The 19,425-nt window shown below is 67.6% G+C and carries 14 protein-coding genes and 1 pseudogene; 13 read left to right on the top strand and 2 right to left on the bottom strand.

The window, feature by feature from the left end; all coding sequences use genetic code 11:
- Positions 1–27: 27 nt before the first annotated feature.
- On the bottom strand, positions 28–1,023 hold the full coding sequence (locus tag ACWPN3_RS04140) for a bile acid:sodium symporter family protein (RefSeq protein ID WP_109447529.1): 996 nt from the start codon (positions 1,021–1,023) through the stop codon (positions 28–30).
- Between the two features lie 300 nt (positions 1,024–1,323).
- Between ACWPN3_RS04140 and ACWPN3_RS04135 the strand changes: the two genes are divergently transcribed.
- The 13 genes and pseudogenes from ACWPN3_RS04135 to ACWPN3_RS04075 all read left to right on the top strand — a co-directional run bounded on the left by ACWPN3_RS04135 (position 1,324) and on the right by ACWPN3_RS04075 (position 18,806).
- On the top strand, positions 1,324–2,496 hold the full coding sequence (locus ACWPN3_RS04135; RefSeq protein WP_492261114.1) for an isovaleryl-CoA dehydrogenase: 1,173 nt from the start codon (positions 1,324–1,326) through the stop codon (positions 2,494–2,496).
- A 49-nt stretch (positions 2,497–2,545) separates the two neighbouring features.
- Complete coding sequence (locus ACWPN3_RS04130; protein WP_492242455.1) at positions 2,546–3,727, top strand: acetyl-CoA C-acyltransferase; 1,182 nt, start codon at positions 2,546–2,548, stop codon at positions 3,725–3,727.
- Between the two features lie 65 nt (positions 3,728–3,792).
- A complete protein-coding gene (locus tag ACWPN3_RS04125) occupies positions 3,793–4,926 on the top strand; it encodes an acyl-CoA dehydrogenase (protein WP_492242456.1) in 1,134 nt (377 codons plus the stop codon).
- Positions 4,927–4,968: 42 nt separating this feature from the next.
- Complete coding sequence (locus ACWPN3_RS04120; protein WP_377810480.1) at positions 4,969–6,576, top strand: carboxyl transferase domain-containing protein; 1,608 nt, start codon at positions 4,969–4,971, stop codon at positions 6,574–6,576.
- 11 nt (positions 6,577–6,587) lie between these two features.
- A pseudogene (locus tag ACWPN3_RS04115) lies at positions 6,588–7,371 on the top strand (enoyl-CoA hydratase/isomerase family protein).
- 5 nt (positions 7,372–7,376) lie between these two features.
- Positions 7,377–9,380, top strand: a complete 2,004-nt coding sequence (locus ACWPN3_RS04110; protein ID WP_492242458.1) for an acetyl/propionyl/methylcrotonyl-CoA carboxylase subunit alpha — start codon at positions 7,377–7,379, stop codon at positions 9,378–9,380.
- 2 nt (positions 9,381–9,382) lie between these two features.
- Positions 9,383–10,282 carry a hydroxymethylglutaryl-CoA lyase gene (locus tag ACWPN3_RS04105; protein ID WP_492242459.1) on the top strand — a complete coding sequence of 300 codons (900 nt, stop codon included), beginning with the start codon at positions 9,383–9,385 and terminating at the stop codon, positions 10,280–10,282.
- A gap of 114 nt (positions 10,283–10,396) precedes the next feature.
- A complete protein-coding gene (locus tag ACWPN3_RS04100) occupies positions 10,397–11,137 on the top strand; it encodes a nucleotidyltransferase domain-containing protein (RefSeq protein WP_492261113.1) in 741 nt (246 codons plus the stop codon).
- A 626-nt stretch (positions 11,138–11,763) separates the two neighbouring features.
- The gene (locus ACWPN3_RS04095) at positions 11,764–12,486 is read left to right on the top strand and encodes a hypothetical protein (protein ID WP_109447542.1); all 723 of its coding nucleotides are present in this window, start codon (positions 11,764–11,766) and stop codon (positions 12,484–12,486) included.
- 28 nt (positions 12,487–12,514) lie between these two features.
- The gene (locus tag ACWPN3_RS04090; protein ID WP_109452840.1) at positions 12,515–13,339 is read left to right on the top strand and encodes a response regulator transcription factor; all 825 of its coding nucleotides are present in this window, start codon (positions 12,515–12,517) and stop codon (positions 13,337–13,339) included.
- Positions 13,320–14,939 carry a sensor histidine kinase gene (locus ACWPN3_RS04085; protein WP_492242461.1) on the top strand — a complete coding sequence of 540 codons (1,620 nt, stop codon included), beginning with the start codon at positions 13,320–13,322 and terminating at the stop codon, positions 14,937–14,939. The genes ACWPN3_RS04090 and ACWPN3_RS04085 overlap by 20 nt, the downstream gene beginning before the upstream one ends.
- 133 nt (positions 14,940–15,072) lie before the next feature.
- Complete coding sequence (locus tag ACWPN3_RS04080) at positions 15,073–15,567, top strand: Lrp/AsnC ligand binding domain-containing protein (RefSeq protein ID WP_098737064.1); 495 nt, start codon at positions 15,073–15,075, stop codon at positions 15,565–15,567.
- A 275-nt stretch (positions 15,568–15,842) separates the two neighbouring features.
- Positions 15,843–18,806 (top strand): methyl-accepting chemotaxis protein, encoded by a 2,964-nt coding sequence (locus ACWPN3_RS04075; protein ID WP_492242462.1) that lies wholly within the window; start codon positions 15,843–15,845, stop codon positions 18,804–18,806.
- A gap of 4 nt (positions 18,807–18,810) precedes the next feature.
- On the opposite strand, the gene ACWPN3_RS04070 is transcribed toward ACWPN3_RS04075, so the two are convergent.
- Positions 18,811–19,380 carry a TetR/AcrR family transcriptional regulator gene (locus tag ACWPN3_RS04070; protein WP_109447548.1) on the bottom strand — a complete coding sequence of 190 codons (570 nt, stop codon included), beginning with the start codon at positions 19,378–19,380 and terminating at the stop codon, positions 18,811–18,813.
- Positions 19,381–19,425: the final 45 nt, after the last annotated feature.

Below are 19,425 nucleotides of genomic sequence, written 5' to 3'. Positions count from 1 at the left end.
ATGCCCCGTCTCCTCACGAGGTCGCCCTCACGAGGTGGCCGGCAGGGCGTCCCGTGCCTCGCCCTCCTCGGCGTAGCGGCGGGCCAGGACGGCGCAGACCATCAGCTGGATCTGGTGGAACAGCATCACCGGCAGCAGCACCAGCCCGGCAGTGGCGGGGGCGAACAGCACGCCGGCCATCGGCACGCCGCTGACCAGCGACTTCTTCGATCCGCAGAAGACGATCACCGCCTCGTCGGCGCGGGAGAAGCCCAGGCGGCGGCTCAGCAGCGTCGTGCCGACCAGGAAGACCGCCAGGATGGCGCAGTCGATCACCACCACCATGCCCAGTGCGGCCGGCGGCACCTGATGCCACAGCCCGTTCACCACCGCCTCGCTGAAGGCGAGATAGACGACCAGCAGGATCGAGCCGCGGTCGGTGAAGCGCAGCATCGTCTTGTGCCGGGCCGCCCAGGCGCCGATCCAGCGCCGCAGAAGCTGGCCGGCGACGAAGGGCAGCAGCAACTGCGCCGCGATGGTCTGCAGCGTGTCGAGCGACAGCGCCGATCCCTGCACCTTCAGGAACAGCGCCACCAGCAGCGGCGTCATCAGGATGCCGGAGATATTGGACAGGGTGGAACTGCACACCGCCGCCGCCACGTTACCGCGCGCCATCGAGGTGAAGGCGATGGAGGACTGGACCGTGGAGGGCAGCAGGCAGAGGAACTGCACGCCGATGGCGACGGCCGGCGGCAGCAGGCTGTGCGGCAGCGTCTCCACCACCGCCCAGCCGATCAGCGGGAAGGCGGCGAAGGTCAGGCTGAAGATCAGCAGATGCAGGCGCCAGTGCGCCATGCCCGCCACCACCTCTTCCCGCGGCAGGCGGGCGCCATGCAGGAAGAACAGCAGCGCGATGGCCGCCTCCGCCAGCCAGTGCACGCCCTGGGCGAACTGCCCCTGCACCGGAAGCACGGTCGCCAGCCCGACGGTCGCCACCAGGGCCAGGGTGAAGCCGTCCATGTTGGGCCGAGGCACGCGAATCATTCGTTGGTCCCCCAAATCGATATCACTGGCCGGATATAACGCATCGGCTTCCGTTATAATCGTCTTCGCCGCTCTGGAATACAGTATCCAACATGCATGGCAGCCTTGAATCGATTGGGGAAAATCGGGCTGCCTCCTTTGGTTTCCACGATGCGGAAAGTCCGCCGCGCTCTCTTGGGCCAGCCAACCGCCTGACCCCGAACGGCTTTTCGCTGTCCTCAGTACCCCCTTGCCACCCGCTGTGCCATACGGTAACGTATGGTCAAAGAACGGATGATTTCCCAGGGGAGCGATACGTCCATGCTGTCCAACCAGTACCCCAGCCTGAATTTCGACCTCGGTGAGTCGGCCGACATGCTGCGCGATTCGGTGCGGAGCTTCGCCGCCAACGAGATCGCCCCCCGCGCCGCCGAGATCGACCGCAGCAACGAGTTCCCCAACGAGCTGTGGCGCAAGATGGGCGACCTCGGCATCCTCGGCGTGACGGTGGAGGAGGAGTATGGCGGCGCCGGCATGGGCTATCTGGAGCATGTCGTGGCGATGGAGGAGGTGTCCCGCGCCTCCGCCTCTGTGGGTCTCAGCTACGGCGCCCACTCCAACCTCTGCGTCAACCAGATCCGCAAGAACGGCAGCGAGGACCAGAAGCGCCGCTACCTGCCGGGGCTGATCTCCGGCGAGCATATCGGCGCCTTGGCGATGTCGGAGCCGAACGCCGGGTCCGATGTGGTGTCGATGAAGCTGCGGGCCGAGAAGAAGGGCGACCGCTATGTGCTCAACGGCACCAAGATGTGGATCACCAACGGCCCCGACGCCGACACGCTGGTGATCTATGCCAAGACCGACATCAACGCCGGTCCGCGCGGCATCACCGCCTTCCTGGTGGAGAAGACCTTCAAGGGCTTCTCGGTGGCGCAGAAGCTGGACAAGCTCGGCATGCGCGGCTCCAACACCGGCGAGCTGGTGTTCGAGGATTGCGAGGTGCCGGAGGAGAACATCCTGGGCGGCGTCGGCCGCGGCGTGAACGTGCTGATGTCGGGCCTGGATTACGAGCGCGCGGTGCTGTCCGGCGGTCCGCTCGGCATCATGCAGGCCTGCATGGACGTGGTGATCCCCTATGTCCACGACCGCAAGCAGTTCGGCCAGCCCATCGGCGAGTTCCAGCTGATGCAGGGAAAGATCGCCGACATGTACACGATCATGAACGCCGCCAAGGCTTATGTGTACGCCGTCTGCAAGGCCTGCGACCGGGGCGAGACGACCCGCAAGGATGCCGCCGCCGCCATCCTGTTCTCCGCCGAAAAGGCGACCTGGATGGCACTGGAGGCCATTCAAACGCTGGGGGGCAACGGCTACATCAATGAGTATCCGACCGGCCGCCTGCTGCGCGACGCCAAGCTCTACGAGATCGGCGCCGGCACCAGCGAGATCCGCCGCATGCTGATCGGGCGCGAACTGTTTAAAGAGACCGCGTAAAGCGGTTCGGCAAGGCACAGAGAGCATCGAGGGAAAGGGACCGACCACCATGACCGACAGCATCGTCATCGCCGCCGCCGTCCGCACGCCGATGGGCGGCTTCCAGGGCGACCTCATGGGCCTGACCGGCCCGCAGCTCGGCGCCGTCGCCATCCAGGCGGCGCTGGAGCGCTCGGGCCTCGCCGTGGACGCGGTGGACGAGGTGTTCATGGGCAACGTGCTGTCGGCCGGTCTGGGCCAGGCCCCGGCGCGCCAGGCGGCGCTGGGCGCCGGGCTGCCCAAGGGCGTCGGCTGCACCACCATCTCCAAGGTCTGCGGCTCGGGCATGCGGGCGGTGATGTTCGCCCATGACGTGATCAAGGCCGGCTCGGCCAAGGTGGTGGTGGCCGGCGGCATGGAAAGCATGTCGAACGCCCCCTACCTGCTGGACCGCGCCCGCGCCGGCTACCGCATGGGCCACGGCAAGGTGCTGGACCACATGTTCTTCGACGGGCTGGAGGACGCCTACGAGAAGGGTCGCCTGATGGGCACCTTCGCCGAGGAATGCGCCAGCAGCTACAACTTCACCCGCGAGGCGCAGGACGATTTCGCCATCGAAAGCCTGAACCGCGCCCGCAAGGCGGTGGAGGACGGCTCCTTCAAGGCGGAGATCGCGCCGGTGCTGGTCAAGGGCCGGAAGGGTGACGTGCTGGTCGACACCGACGAGCAGCCGGGCAAGGGCGATCCGAAGAAGATCCCGACGCTGAAGCCGGCCTTTGCCAAGGACGGCACGGTGACGGCGGCCAATGCCTCGTCGATCTCCGACGGCGGTGCGGCGCTGATTGTCACCACCCGCAGCGAGGCCGACCGTCTCGGCCTGCGCGTGATCGCCGAGATCAAGGGCCATTCCAACCATGCCCAGCAGCCGGCGCTCTTCACCACCGCGCCGGTGGGCGCGATGCAGAAGCTGTTCGAGAAGGTCGGCTGGTCGGCCCGCGACGTCGATCTGTTCGAGATCAACGAGGCGTTCGCCGTGGTGACCATGGCGGCGATGCGCGACCTCGATCTGCCGCACGACAAGGTGAACGTCCATGGCGGCGCCTGCGCGCTCGGCCATCCCATCGGCGCCTCGGGTGCCCGCATCCTCGTGACGCTGCTGGCCGCGCTGGAGAAGTACGACCTGAAGCGCGGCGTGGCCAGCTTGTGCATCGGTGGCGGCGAGGCGACGGCCATCGCGGTGGAGCGGGTGTAAAGCACTCCCGCCCGTACCCCCTCTCCCCCGGGGAGAGGGGACCATAAAAATATGGGAGGACCAGCATGCACCTGACCGAAGAACAGACCATGGTCCGCGACATGGCCCGCGCCTTCGCGCAGGACCGGCTCGCCCCGACCGCCGCCGAGCGCGACCGCAGCGGCGCTTTCCCCAAGGCTGAACTGGCCGAGATGGGCGAACTCGGCCTGATGGGCATGCTGGTGCCGGAGGAGTTCGGCGGGGCCGCCACCGACCACGTCGCCTACGCGCTCGCCATCGAGGAGATCGCGGCCGGCGACGGAGCCGTCTCCACCATCATGAGCGTGCACAACTCGGTCGGCTGCATGCCGATCCTGAAGTTCGGCACGGACGCCCAGAAGGACCGTTTCCTCAAGCCGATGGCGCGTGGCGAAATGCTGGGCGCCTTCTGCCTGACCGAACCGCAGGCCGGATCCGACGCCTCGGCGATCAAGACCCGCGCCCGGCGCGATGGCGATCATTGGGTGCTGAACGGAACCAAGCAGTTCATCACCTCCGGCTCGCAGGCCGACGTCGCCATCGTCTTCGCGGTGACCGACCCGGCCGCCGGCAAGAAGGGCCTCAGCGCCTTCATCGTGCCGACGGACACGCCGGGCTATCAGGTGGCGCGGACCGAGGAGAAGCTGGGGCAGCACTGCTCCGACACCTGCCAGATCGTCTTCGAGGACTGCCGGGTTTCCGCCGACCTGATGCTTGGGGCCGAAGGCGCCGGCTACAGGGTGGCTCTGGCCAATCTGGAAGGCGGGCGCATCGGCATCGCGTCCCAGTCGGTCGGCATGGCGCGCGCCGCACTCGACCACGCCATCCGCTATGCCCAGGAGCGCCAGAGCATGGGCGTGCCGATCATCCAGCATCAGGCCATCGCCTTCCGCCTCGCCGACATGGCGACGCGCGTGGAGGCGGCACGCCAGATGGTGCTGCATGCGGCATCCTTGCGCGATGCCGGGGTGCCCTGCATGAAGGAGGCGGCGATGGCCAAGCTGTTCGCCTCGGAGATCGCGGAGAAGGTCTGCTCCGACGCCATCCAGATCCATGGCGGCTACGGCTACCTCAACGATTTCCCGGTGGAGCGCATCTATCGCGACGTCCGGGTCTGCCAGATCTACGAGGGCACCAGCGACATCCAGCGGCTGGTCATCAGCCGTGCCCTTGTCCAATAACCAGCCCAGCAATCAAGACCGCCAAACCGGGAGGAAGACGGCATGACCGTCCTGAAGAGCGCCCTGAACGCGCGCTCCGCCGAGTTCCAGGCCAACGCCGACGCCATGCAGGCCCTGGTCGACGATCTGCGCCGGAAGGTCGCCGCCATCCAGCAGGGTGGCGGGGCCAAGGCCCGCGACAAGCACCTCGCCCGCGGCAAACTGCTGCCGCGCGAGCGCATCCGCCAGCTGCTCGATGTCGGCTCGCCCTTCCTCGAGCTGTCGCAGTTGGCCGCCGACGGCGTCTATGCCGAGGACATCCCGTCCGCCGGCATCATCGCCGGCATCGGCAGCGTCGCCGGGCAGGAATGCATGATCGTCGCCAACGACGCGACGGTGAAGGGCGGCACCTACTACCCGCTGACGGTCAAGAAGCATTTGCGGGCGCAGGAGATCGCCCAGCAGAACAACCTGCCCTGCATCTATCTGGTCGACAGCGGCGGTGCCAACCTGCCGAACCAGGACGAGGTCTTCCCCGACCGCGACCATTTCGGCCGCATCTTCTACAACCAGGCCAACATGTCGGCCGAGGGCATCCCGCAGATCGCCGTGGTGATGGGAAGCTGCACCGCCGGCGGCGCCTATGTTCCGGCGATGTCGGACGAGGCGATCATCGTCCGCAACCAGGGCACCATCTTCCTGGGCGGCCCGCCGCTGGTGAAGGCCGCGACCGGCGAGGTGGTGTCGGCCGAGGATCTGGGCGGCGCCGACGTGCATTCGCGCACCTCGGGCGTCACCGACCATTACGCGATGAACGACGCCCACGCCCTGGCGATGGCGCGCCGCGTGGTGTCGAACCTGAACCGCGCCAAGCACATCGACCTCGACCTGCGCGAGCCGGAGGACCCCGCCTTCGACCCGCGCGAACTCTACGGCGTCATCCCCAGCGACGCCCGCAAGCCCTTCGACGTGCGCGAGGTGATCGCGCGCGTGGTTGACGGCTCGCGCTTCGACGAGTTCAAGCCGCTCTACGGCACGACGCTGGTGACCGGCTTCGCCCACATCTTCGGCTATCCGGTCGGCATCATCGCCAACAACGGCATCCTGTTCAGCGAATCCGCCCTGAAGGGCGCCCATTTCGTCGAGCTGTGCTGCCAGCGCCGCATCCCGCTGGTGTTCCTGCAGAACATCACCGGCTTCATGGTCGGCCGCAAATACGAGGCCGGCGGCATCGCCAAGGACGGCGCCAAGCTGGTCACCGCGGTCGCCTGCGCCAAGGTGCCGAAATTCACCGTCATCATCGGCGGCAGCTATGGCGCCGGCAATTACGGCATGTGCGGCCGCGCCTACAGCCCGCGCTTCATGTGGATGTGGCCGAACGCCCGCATCTCCGTCATGGGCGGCGAGCAGGCGGCCGGCGTGCTGGCCCAGGTCAAGCGCGACGCCATGGAAGCCCAGGGCAAGCCGTGGTCGGCCGAGGACGACGAGGCGCTGAAGGCGCCGATCCGCGCCCAGTTCGAGCGCGAGAGCCACGCCTATTACGCCAGCGCCCGGCTGTGGGACGACGGCATCATCGACCCGGCCGACACCCGCATGGTGCTGGGCCTCGGCCTGTCGGCCTCGCTGAACGCCCCGGTGCCGAAGACGCCCTTCGGCGTCTTCCGGATGTGAGGGGGGCGACCATGAGCGACATTCTGATCGAGGTTGCCGACACCGGCGTCGCCACCGTCACCATGAACCGCGGCGACGTGCACAACGCCTTCAACGAACAGGTCATCGCCGACCTCACATCCGCCTTCCGGAAGGTGGGCGAGGATCCGGCGGTGCGCGTCGTCCTGCTGCGCGGGGTGGGCAAGAGCTTCTCGGCCGGGGCGGACCTGTCCTGGATGAAGAAGATGGCCGGCTACTCCCGCGAGGAGAATCTTGGCCGACGCCATGGGCCTCGCCACCATGCTGCGTACGCTGGACGAATGCCCGAAGCCGACGGTCGCCGTGGTGCAGGGACCGGCCTTCGGCGGCGGCGTCGGGCTGGTTTCGGCCTGCGACATCGCCATCGGCGTCGAGACCGCGACCTTCGCCCTGTCGGAGGTGCGGCTGGGCATCATCCCCGCCGCCATCAGCCCCTACGTCATCGCCGCCATCGGCGAGCGCGCCTGCCGCCGCTATTTCCTGACCGGCGAGCGCTTCAGCGCGGCGGAGGCCCACCGCATCGGCCTGCTGCATGAGCTGACCAATGCCGACGGGCTGGAGGAAGCGGTGGCGAGGACGGTGAAGACCCTGATGGACAGCGCCCCCACGGCGGTCACCGCCGCCAAGGAGCTGATCCGCGCCGTCGCCCGCCGGCCGCTGACCGACGACGTGGTGCGCGACACGGCGGAGCGCATCGCCCGCCAGCGTGCCAGCGCCGAAGGCAAGGAGGGCGTCGGCGCCTTCCTCGACAAACGCACCCCGTCCTGGCGGAGTTGATCCACATGTTCGACAAGATCCTGATCGCCAACCGCGGCGAAATCGCCTGCCGGGTCATCCGCACCGCCCGCCGCCTGGGCATCAAGACCGTCGCCGTCCATTCGGAGGCCGACGCCAAGGCGATGCATGTCCAGATGGCCGACGAGGCCGTCTGCATCGGCCCGGCCCCGGTCGGCGAAAGCTATCTGCGCGGCGACGCCATCCTCGACGTGGCGAAGCGCACCGGTGCCCAGGCCATCCATCCCGGCTACGGCTTTCTGTCGGAGAATGCCGGTTTCGCCGCGGCTTGCGCCGAGGCCGGTGTCGTCTTCATCGGCCCGCCGATCGAGGCGATCCGCGTCATGGGCTCCAAGGCGGAATCCAAGCGGCTGATGGCGAACGCCGACGTGCCGCTGGTGCCGGGCTATCACGGCACCGACCAGGACTTCGCCACCCTGTCGGCGGAGGCGGACCGCATCGGCTATCCGGTGCTGGTCAAGGCGTCGGCCGGCGGCGGCGGCAAGGGCATGCGCGTGGTGCGCGCCGCCAACGAGCTGTCCGACGCGGTGGCTGGCGCCCAGCGCGAGGCCAAGGCCGCCTTCGGCGACGACAGCCTGTTGCTGGAGAAATATCTCGGCCGGCCGCGCCATGTCGAAATCCAGGTCTTCTGCGACACCCACGGCAACGGCGTCTATCTGTTCGAGCGCGACTGCTCGGTCCAGCGCCGCCACCAGAAGGTGATCGAGGAGGCGCCGGCCCCCAACCTGCCCGACGACCTCCGCCGCCGCATGGGCGAGGCGGCGGTCGCCGCCGCCAAGGCGGTGAACTATGTCGGCGCCGGCACCGTCGAGTTCCTCTATGAGGATGGCGGCTTCTACTTCATCGAGATGAACACCCGCCTGCAGGTGGAGCATCCGGTGACGGAGAAGATCACCGGCCTCGATCTGGTCGAGTGGCAGCTGCGCGTGGCGGCCGGGGCGGAACTGCCGCTGCACCAGGAGCAGCTGACCCGCCGGGGGCATGCCTTCGAGGCGCGGCTCTATGCCGAGGATCCGCAGCGAGACTTCCTGCCTGCCATCGGCAAGCTGGTCCGCCTGCGCCCGCCGGCCGAGAGCGACCATGTCCGAGTCGACACCGGCGTCCGCGAGGGCGATTCGGTGACGATGTATTACGACCCGATGATCGCCAAGCTGATCGTCTGGGACGAGGACCGCGACAGTGCGTTGCGTCGCCTGCGCGTGGCGCTGGCCGAGTATGAGGTCGTCGGCGTCACCACCAATGTCGCCTTCCTCGGCGCCATCGCCGGCCATCCGGCCTTCAAGGCGGTGGAGATCGACACCGGCTTCATCGAGCGCCACCGCGCCGACCTGCTGCCGCCGCCGGCCCCGGTGGCCGACAAGGCGCTGGCCGCAGCGTCCCTGTCGGTGCTGCTGACGCGCCGGGAGGAAGCCCAGGCCGCCCTGCGCGCCCGGTCGGATCGGTATTCCCCCTGGCTGCTCGCCAATGGCTGGCGGCTGAACGAGGAGAACCATTACGACCTGCGCCTGATGGACGGTGACACCGTGCGCGAGGTGACGCTGCATTTCCGCAGCGACGGGTATGAGGTTGCGGTGGATGGCGGCAAGCCGATGCCGGTCACCGGCGTCAGCCTGTCGGACGGGCTGTTGACCGCGACGCTGGACGGCATGCGCACCCGCGCCACCGTGGTGCGGCAGGGCTTGGACATCACCGTTCTGATCGACGGTGCGGTGTCCCGCCTGACGCTGGACGACCCCAGCGCCCGCGCGGCGGAGCAGGAGGGCGGCTCCGGCCGCCTGACAGCACCCATGCCGGGCACCGTCGTCCGCGTGCTGGTCGAAGCCGGCCAAGCCGTCGAGGCCGGCACGCCGCTGATGCTGCTGGAAGCGATGAAGATGGAGCACACCATCAAGGCCCCGGCCGCCGGCACCGTCAGCGCGGTGAATTTCGCGGCGGGCGATCAGGTGTCGGAAGGCGTCGACCTGCTGGTTCTCGACATCGCGGAGGCCTGACCATGCAACTTCCGAAATTCGTCCGCATGGTGGAGGTCGGCCCGCGCGACGGCCTCCAGAACGAAAAGTCCATGGTGCCGACCGCGGTGAAGGTGGAACTCGTCAACCGCCTGTCCGGCGCCGGCCTCGCCGTGGTGGAGGCGGCCAGCTTCGTCTCGCCCAAATGGGTGCCGCAGATGGGCGACAGCGCCGAGGTGCTGGCCGGCATCGCGCGGAAGCCCGGCGTGCGCTATGCCGCCCTCACCCCCAACGTGAAGGGGCTGGAGGGTGCCTTGGCGGCCAAGGCTGACGAGGTGGCGGTGTTCGGCGCCGCCTCGGAAAGCTTCAGCCAGAAGAACATCAACTGCTCCATCGCCGAGAGCCTGGACCGCTTCGCTCCCGTGATGGAGCAGGCCAGGGCGGCGGGCGTGCCGGTGCGCGGCTACGTGTCCTGCGTGCTCGGTTGCCCCTATGAGGGGGAGATCGCGCCCAAGGCGGTGGCCGAGGTGGCGGAGCGCCTGTTCGCCATGGGCTGCTACGAGATCTCGCTCGGCGACACCATCGGCACCGGCACGCCGACCAAGGCTCAAGCGATGATCGCCGCGGTGGCGGAGCGGGTGCCGGTCGACAAGATCGCCGTCCATTTCCACGACACCTACGGGCAGGCGCTGGCCAACATCCTGGCGGCGCTCCAGATGGGCGTGGCGGTGGTCGACAGCTCCGTCGCGGGGCTGGGCGGCTGCCCCTATGCCAAAGGCGCCAGCGGCAACGTGGCGAGCGAGGATGTGCTCTACATGCTGGACGGCCTCGGCATCGAGACCGGGGTCGATCTGGACAAGCTGATCGCGGCCGGTGCGTTCATCAGCGACGCCATCGGCCGCCCCACCGCATCGAAGGTGGCCCGCGCTCGTGGTTGTGCGTGAGGGAACCTTCGGCAACGAAGGGCCGCGTCTCCGGCAGGGGGCGCGGCCCTTTCGTATTTAGGGGGGCCCGCAATCCGCCTGGAATGGTCATCGTTCGGTGCTATCCTCTCAAGCATGGCAGCGACGGATCCCATACTCGCCCGCTTTCGGGCCGATCTGACCCGGCTTTATGGACCAAGGCTGGCCCGTGTCGTGCTGTTCGGGTCGCGGGCGCGGGGCGACGCCCGGCCTGACTCCGACTATGACGTCGCGGTGTTTCTGTCCGACCTGACCGACCGCTGGGAGGAATCCGACCGCATCGCCGGGGTTGCCGCGGACTTGCTGGACGAGACCGGTGCGGTGATCCATGCCATGCCCTACCGTGTCGATGCCTATGCCGAGCGCTCCCCCCTGATGCATGAGATCCGCTGTGAAGGACGAGATTCTGTGACGCCTGAGGCAGCGGGCTATCTCGAAAAGGCACGTCGCTGTCTGGAGTACGCGCGGGTGAACCTGAGCGTCGAACTGGGCAACGATGCGGGACGCAATGCCTATCTCGCGGCTTTCCATGCCGCCCAGGCACTGATTTTCGAAAGCACGGGGCGGATCGCCAAGTCCCATCAGGGCGTACAGGCCGAGTTCAGCCGGCTGACCAGGGGCAATCCCGCGTTCCCGCCGACCTGCGCCGCTTCCTGTCGCAAGCCTACAACCTCAAGGCCGTTGCCGATTACGAGGCCGGGCCCGATGCTGAGGTGCCGGTGGATCGGGCCGTTTTGGCTCTGGCCGGAGCAAAGCAGTTCGTGGGATGGCTGGAACAGCGCGTCTCCCCATCGTCCGGATATGCGGCATCCTAAATTGTACGTACTACAAACTTGACCCTGCGGCCTGCCCGGCGCATCATGATTTTCGTGAAGGATGGTGCCGAAAAAGCAGCGTTCCCACGACGCCGACCGGCCTGACGGCCGGCCGGAACCACGGCTGGAGTTCGAGTGGCAACGACCCACGGCCGCTTCGCGCGCGCCGCTACATGACCTGTTGCCCGTCCGGCTGAACGGCGGTGGAGCCATACCCGGGTGGCTCCGCCGCCGATTGTTTTTGTGCCGATTGTTTTTTGGGCAATCTCCACGATCCCGACCCGTTCCGGCCATCCTCCCGCCTCATTTCTGTCACGTCCTGTCGCCCCGCACATCTTCAACGAAGCGGTTGGCGAGCAATGGATTTGACCGGTTTTCATACCACTTTTGAGCAAAGAGCCTCGAGATCCCCCGTGGATTCACTCGAAAATCAAACGAAACTTCAAAAAATATTGATGCGCTTTCGCAAAATGGGGGTACAGGCTGTGGCTTTAACGCGCCATTAACCAGACTGGATTGAGTTTAGGGACATCAGACGCGGCCAACTCCAACCAGCACGCGAAGTTGACTTCCAGGCTAGATGGAAATGGTTCGTCCCGTGTTAATGCCGTTATGTCCGTTCCTCCTGGATTTGAAAGGCCCGCCCCCATGACCGTGCCGGCAGTCCTCCGCGATGTGGCGCAGTTCGGCGCCTACGCCGCCGGCCGGGGCCGACATGCGGGCCTGCTGGTCGCGGTCCTGCTGCTGGCCGGTTGTCCGGCCAACACGGCCGGGCCGGGATGGGGTGGGGCGGATGTAACCTCGGCCAACCCGAACGCCCGTGCGGCAACCCCGCCGGTGCCCAGGCAGAAGCCGGCCCGCAAGGTTCCCGACGCCGCCGCGCTGGCGCCGGCCCTGCCGATGCCGCAGCCCGGCCCGCCGGTCACCACCGGCGATCTGGCGACCGCCCAGTCTTCCACCCAGGCCTCCACCCATCTGGCGGCCATCGCACCCGATACCGCTCCCCAAGCGGCGACCGCCACGGCGAACGCCGCCGCGGTGCCGGCCATGGGGGGCATGTCCACCCCGCCCGCAACCACCAACGCCGACCCCGACAGCCTTGTCGGGCTGGACGAAGTCCAGACTCTCAAACTCCTGGGGTCCCCCGTTGCACGGGAAGAGGCGCCTCCCGCCAAGATCTGGCGGTATGCCAAGGGCGATTGTACCCTCAAGGTCTTCTTCTTCATGGATATGACCTCGTCCCAGGACTTCCGCGCCCTCTCCTACGACATGAAGAGCAGCCAAAATGTCCCTGACGCCGACCACCGATGCTTCGCCCAACTCCTCGCTCAAGCTGACGCAGGGCGCCCTGTCCGCCCCGGGTTTCAGTAAGCCGGAGTCGAACAAGGGAATGTCCGCGATGACCGATCCGACCATTGCCCGCATCGCTCTGGTGGACGACGACGACCTGTTCCGTGAGTCGCTCAGCCTCAACCTCGGCGACGAGGGCTACGAGGTCATCACCTTCGACCGCGGCGAACCGGCGCTCGATTTCTTCGCCGAGGGCGGGTCGGTCGACATCGTCCTGCTGGACTGGCGCATGCCCAAGCTGGACGGCATCGACGTGCTGCGCCAGATGCGCGCCCGCGGCATCGCCACCCCGGTCATCTTCCTGACCGTGCTGTCCGACCAGATTTATGAAGAGGCCGCGCTGGCCGGCGGTGCGCTGGACTTCGTGGAGAAGTCGCGCAGCCTGTCGATCCTGCTGAAGCGCATGCGCCTGATCCTGGACGGCATCAAGGGCGACGGCGCCAAGGGCTCGGAGGATGCGGAGGCCGGCGGCAACGCCACCAGCCACCGCCTGGGCGAGTTGGAGCTGCGCCTGGACAACAGCCGCGCCCTCTGGAAGGGTAAGCGCATCGACCTGACGCTGACCGAGTTCAACATCGTCAAGCTGATGTCGACCCGCCCGGAAGAGGACGTCTCCTATCGCGAGATCTACGACCTCGTCCACGGCAAGGGCTTCGTCGCCGGCTACGGCCCGTCGGGCTACCGCGCCAACGTTCGTGCCTTTATCAAGCGCATCCGCCAGAAGTTCCGCTCGGTCGACGCCAGCTTCGCCTGCATCGAGAACTATCCGGGCTTCGGCTACCGCTGGGGCAAGGGCGAGAACGCGGCCAACCAGGGCCGTGACGAAGACGGTATGGGCGAGGATATGCTGATCGATGGCGCTGCTGCCGATTGACCTTGCGATGCGGGCGCCCCGACGGGCGTCCGCCCGCCTGCTGTGGCTCTGGCGCTCGATGGCGAGCCGCCTGCTGCTGCTCACCCTCGTCTTTGTCGCCGTGCCGGTCCTGCTCTACGACCAGTTCCAGCGGGCCGACGAGGCGTCGCAGCAGCTTCTGCTGAAAAGCGCCCAGCGCCAGGGCGAACTGATCGCCCGCGCGCTGGAACCCGAACTGCTGGGCGTCGACCGCACGGCCCTTCCCAGCCTGAGCATCGCCCTTGCCCGCTACGGCGACGACCGCACGCGGCTGAAGCTGCTGGTACGCCCGCGGGTGGCGGCCACCGGCAACGCCACCACCGCGTCCGGCGCCAAGGCCGGGCCGGAACCCTTCTTCTACGTCGCCGCGGCGCCCAGCCTGTCGACCGCCGACATCGACGCCGAACGGCGCCTGTTGCTCGAACAGGGCGTGCTGGACCGGCTGGGATCGAGCTGCGCCGGCAACGCGACGCTGGCGATGCGCGTCCCCCATGCCGAAGGCGGGGAGGAGGTGCTGTCCTCGATCACCCCAATCAAGACCAGCTTCGGCTGCTGGGCGCTGGTGACCAGCCACGCGACCGAAGCCTACATCTCCTCCTCCATCGGCCGCCCCTATTGGAGCACGCCGGCGGTGCAGGCTGCCGCGGCGATCTATCTGGCGATGGCCGCCCTGGTGCTGGCCGTGCTGGCCGGCATCTGGCGCAACCTGAACCGCTTCGGCGACCTGGCCCGCCGCATCGTCGGCGGCGAGGACGTGCCCGACCAGGACAGCGGCAACGCCTCCTTCGCTGCCCGCAACACCGTGCCGGAACTGGCCGGCGTGGCAGAGGATTTCGACCGGCTGGTCTCCACCCTGCGCGACAGCGCCCAGTCGCTGCGCCGCGCGGCGGAGGACAACGCCCACGCCTTCAAGACGCCGATCGCCGTGATCCGCCAGTCGGTGGAACCGCTGCGCCGCGCCCTGCCGGCGGAGAACGCCCGCAGCCAGCGCGCCCTGACGATGATCGAGAAGTCGCTGGACAAGCTCGACGGCCTCGTCTCCTTCGCCCGCCGCATGGACGAGGCGGCGGCCGACCTGCTGGCCCCGGCACGGCGCCGCGTCGACCTGTCATCGCTGGTGGAACGGATGGCCGGCGGCTACACCGGGCTGCTGGCCGAACGCCGCCTGCACATGCGCTCGCGCATCGATGCCGGGCTGGTGGTGCGGGCCAGCGAGGAGACGCTGGAAACCATCGTCGAGAATCTGGTGGAGAACGCCGTCAGCTTCTCGCCCGCCGACGGGACGGTCAGCGTCCGCCTGACCCGCGTCGGGTCCTGCACCGAGCTTGTGGTGGACGACGAGGGGCCGGGGGTCGATCCCGCCAATTTGGAGCGCATCTTCGAGCGCTACTTCTCCCACCGCGAACCCGGCCGCGGCATGCCGGAGGACGAGGCGGCGGCGCATCAGGCCGGGGCGGCGCATTTCGGCATCGGCCTGTGGATCGTCCGGCGCAACATCGAAGCCTTCGGCGGCCGTGTGCGGGCCGAAAACCGTCCGACCGGCGGCCTGCGTATGACGGTGACCCTGCCGCTGGCGGCGTGAACGGCCACGCTGCCGGCAAACAGGCTTCGGAGGCCGGATGGGTCCAGCCGCTGTGGCTATGGTCCGGCATGGCTTGGCGCCGATTTTTCCGCTAGGATCGGGGCCGCCAGCCGAACAGCATTCCGAGCCGCCGATGGACCGCAGCCTCGATTCCACCGATATCAAGATCCTGCGCGAGTTGCAGGATGACGGACGCCTCAGCAATGTCGAGCTGGCCCGCCGCATCAACCTCAGCCCGGCCGCCTGCCTGGAGCGGGTGAAGCGCCTGCAATCCGAGGGCATCATCCAGCGCTATGTCGCGCTGCTCGACCCGCATCGGCTGGAGGCGGGGATGCTGGTCTTCGTCGAGGTGGTGCTGGACCGTACCACGCCGGACAATTTCGACGACTTCAAGGCCACCGTCCTGCGCATGCCGCAGATCATGGAATGCCACATGGTGGCGGGCGGCTTCGATTATCTCGTCAAGGCCCGCGTGCGCGACATGAACGAATACCGCCTGTTCCTGGGCGAACTGCTGTCCACCGCCCGCGGCGTGCGCGAAACCCACACCTATGCGGTGATGGAAGAGGTGAAGAGCGTCACCGCCATCCCGCTGGACGGGCTGTCCAACGGGCCGTTGCGCGGCTGAACGGTCAGACCATATAGCTTTTTCCAAATTGCATAATACTTTGGGACCAGTCCGCTTTTCCGGAGGCATTTTGCAACGAGCGATGCCATTCGATTTCGCGTTGCCGTTGTGCTCAAACGCGGAGTTTGTTCGCTTACCGACAAAATGATGCGGCATGCCGCTTGCAGCGCAAGCTCCGGTCCTGGAGGCCGACCGATGCTTTCATGCTGCTGCTATCGGTTCGCCACCATGCCCGACCGACTTGTTCGAGGCTATGGCTGGAGCGGAACCGCGACATGCGCGTCAACACACCGATCACCGACCGAGAAGTTCATCTGACCGACGGGGTTCCTCTGGTGTCGCGCACCGACACCGGCGGGCGCATCACCTTTGTGAACCAGGCTTTCGTCGAGATCAGCGGCTTTGACGAGCATGAGCTGATCGGCGCCCCGCACAACATTGTCCGCCACCCCCACATGCCGAAGGAGGCCTTCGCCGATCTGTGGGCGACGGCGAAGGCGGGGCGGCCCTGGGAAGGGCTGGTGAAGAACCGCACCAAGAGCGGCGACTTCTATTGGGTGCGCGCCAACGTCACGCCGGTGATGGAGGACGGCGCCATCACCGGCTTCATCTCGATCCGCTCCAAGCCGTCTCGGGACGAGGTCGCGGCGGCCGACAGGCTGTATGCGGAGATGCGCGACAACCGGGCGGCCGTGGAACTCCGTGGTGGCGGACTGTACCGGAAGGGGCCGCGTCGCTGGCTGGATTCTGCATGGACAAGCATGACCGGGCGGCTGCTTGGTGCTTTCGTTCTGCTGATAGCGGCGATGATCTTCGTGGGTGGCTTGGGGCTGGAGGGCATGTCGGCATCGAACGACGCCCTGACGCGCGTGTACAGCCAACGTCTGGCTGCCGCCAGGATTAGCAACGATATCCTGACCCGTATGGCAGACAACCGGCAGATCATAACCAGCCTGATCATTGAGGTGCGGGATGGCGCCCAACCGGCGGTGATCAAGGATCTGCTGTCCCGGATCGAAGGCAACATCGCGGCCATCACGGCGGTCTGGGCCGAATACAGCGCCTTGCCGAAACTGCCCGAAGAACGGGTGTTGGCCGACCGTTTCTTCGAACTGCGCACGAAATACGTGAAGGACGGACTGCGGCCGACGATGGAGCATATCAAGGACGGCGATTCGCTTGCGGTCGAACGTGATGTCCGGACGGTCGTCACGCCGCTGTTCGCAGCGGCCTTCGAAGCGAACCGTGACCTGCTGAACTTCCAGATGAAAAGCGCCGGGCAAGAGGTTTCGGAGGCGCAGAGTGACTTCTCTGATCGGTTCATGGAGACGGCGGCAATCGTTTCCGCTCTGGCGGTCGCGTCCGGGCTGATCTCCTGGGGGCTGCTTCTGACCTTCCGGAGGCCGCTGAAATCTTTTGAAAGGACGTTCGCCCGCATTTCCCGTGGAGATTTCGTCAGCCCGGCTGAAGCCATCGGCGTGCCGGAATTCCGGCGCGTGGCATCGGAGCTGAACGCGATGAAGGCGAAGCTGGCCTACGGCATCCACGAGAAGCATGAGACCGAGTTGCGCCAGAAGGCGCTGACCCGCCAAGCCCTGTTGGAAACCTGCAAATCCATCGAAGGCGACCTGGATTCCACCTGGATGGGTGTGGAACTGGCGAGCCGGCGGGCCGGCGACGGCATCGAGCATCTGATGGAGGCGCTCGGCGTTGTGCGCGAGAACACCGTGGTGGTGTCGGCCGCGTCGGAGCAGGCCAGTTCCAACGCGCAGTCGGTCGCCGCCGCGACGGAGGAGCTGAATTCCTCCGGGCAGGAAATCGCCCGGCAGGCGGCGCGCTCCAGCGAGGTGGCGCGGCGTGCGGTGGACAGCGCCCGCGGCTCCGCCTCCGCCATCGGCCGGATGGAGATCGCGACGGAGGAGATCGCCAAGGTCGCCACCCTCATCAACGAGATCGCCGGCCAGACCAACCTGCTGGCGCTGAACGCCACCATCGAAGCCGCCAGGGCGGGGGAGGCCGGCAAGGGCTTCGCCGTCGTCGCTAGCGAGGTCAAGACGCTGGCCAACCAGACCGCCAGGGCGACCGAGGACATCGCCCGCCAGATCGACCAGCTGAAGCATGCGGTCGGCGGCAGCGTCCAGGCCATCCAGACCGTCATCTCGGTGATCGAGGAGATCGACGAGGCGGCCACCGCCACCGCCGCCGCGGTGGAGGAGCAGTCCGCCGCCAATGCCGAGATCGGGCGCAGCGCCACCAACTCCGCCGGCGGCGCCTCCCAGGTGTCGGGCAGCGTGCTGCGGATCCGCGACCAGACCGACGAGATCACCGGCATCGCCACCGACGTCAACCGCCGCATGACCGACACCCAGGGCGCGGTGGCCGACCTCAAGCGCCGGCTGGTCATCGCGCTGCGCCAGTCTGTGGCGGGCGACCGTCGCATCTCCAACCGCATCCCGTGCGAGGAGCCGATCGCCATGACCGTGGCGGGCGACCGCCGCACCGTCACCATGCTGGATCTGTCGCTGGACGGGCTGCTGATCGACAGCAAGGGGCTGCCGGAGCTGCCCGAGCAGACACAAGTGACCGTGACCCTGCGCGATATCGGCGATCTGCCGGCCATCGTCGCCGGAACCAGCGATCTCGGCCTGCATCTGGCCTTGGACGACCTGTCGGACGCCCAGAACAGCCGTCTGGAAAGCCTCTACAACGCGATGGTCGAGGCCGATTCCGCCATCATCGCCACCGCACAGGACGCCGCGGCGGCCCTGGGCAAGGCATTGGAGGGGGCGCTTGCCAACGGCGGCATCGGCGAGGAGGCCCTGTTCTCGACCGAGCTGTCCACCATTCCCGGCACGGAGCCGGAGCAGTGCCTCGCCCCCTTCACCGACCTGACCGACCGCCTGTTCCCGGCGATCCAGGAGCCGATCCTTGCCTCCAACCCGCGCATCCAGTTCTGTGCGGCGGTCAACGTCGTCGGCTACCTGCCGACCCACAACAGCCGCTATTCCGATCCGCAGCGGCCGGGCGACGCGGTCTGGAATGCCGCCCACTGCCGCAACCGCCGTGTCTTCGCCGACCGCTCCGGCCTTGCCGCGGCGCGCAACACCCGGTCGTTCCTATTGCAGGCCTATCGCCGCGACATGGGCGGCGGCCAGATGGTCCGCCTGAAGGAGGTCGATGCGCCGATCATGGTGCGCGGCCGCCATTGGGGCAATCTGCGGCTGGCCTACATGCCGTGACCGCTCAGGATTGCGGCTGCGCCGCCGGCACCAGCACGTCGGCGCAGATCGCCCGCACCACCTCGGCCCTGTCGGCCGCGGCGCCGGGGGCGAGCAGGCCCTGGCCGAAGGCGAAGGCGTAGAACAGGTAGGCGCGGGCGAAGGCCTGGTCGGCGGGCAGGCCGAGCGCCACGAACAGGCCGGCGACGCTGTGCAGGCGTTCGCGGTCGACCTCGGCGATGACGCCTTCCGCCTCCGGCGCGCGCCGGGCCCAGTCACGCACCGCCAGCTCGATCGCCATGCCGCGCGGCTTGTTGCCGCCATAGAGCGCCAGCAGGTCGCGCAGCTGCTGCGCCGGTTCGCGCCCGTCCAGCCGGGTCTGTTCCTTGATCGCGGCGATGCGGCCCAGCTTCCAGCTGTCCAGCAGGGCGCTCATCAGCTCGGTGCGGTCGCGGAAATGCCAGTAGAAGCTGCCCTTGGTGACCTTCAGGGCCTTCGCCAGCACCTCAACCCGAACCTTGTCGACGCCGCCTTCGGCCAGCGCCGCGAAGGCGGCCGCCAGCCAGGATTCGCGGTTCTTCGTCTTGGATTCCATACCCGTCCTTCGCGCTCTTCCCATTGCCGCAGCCGCAGTCCCGAA

The sequence above is a fragment of the Azospirillum sp. UENF 111221 genome, from assembly GCF_058780625.1.
This window is presented reverse-complemented; position numbering and strand designations above follow the sequence as displayed.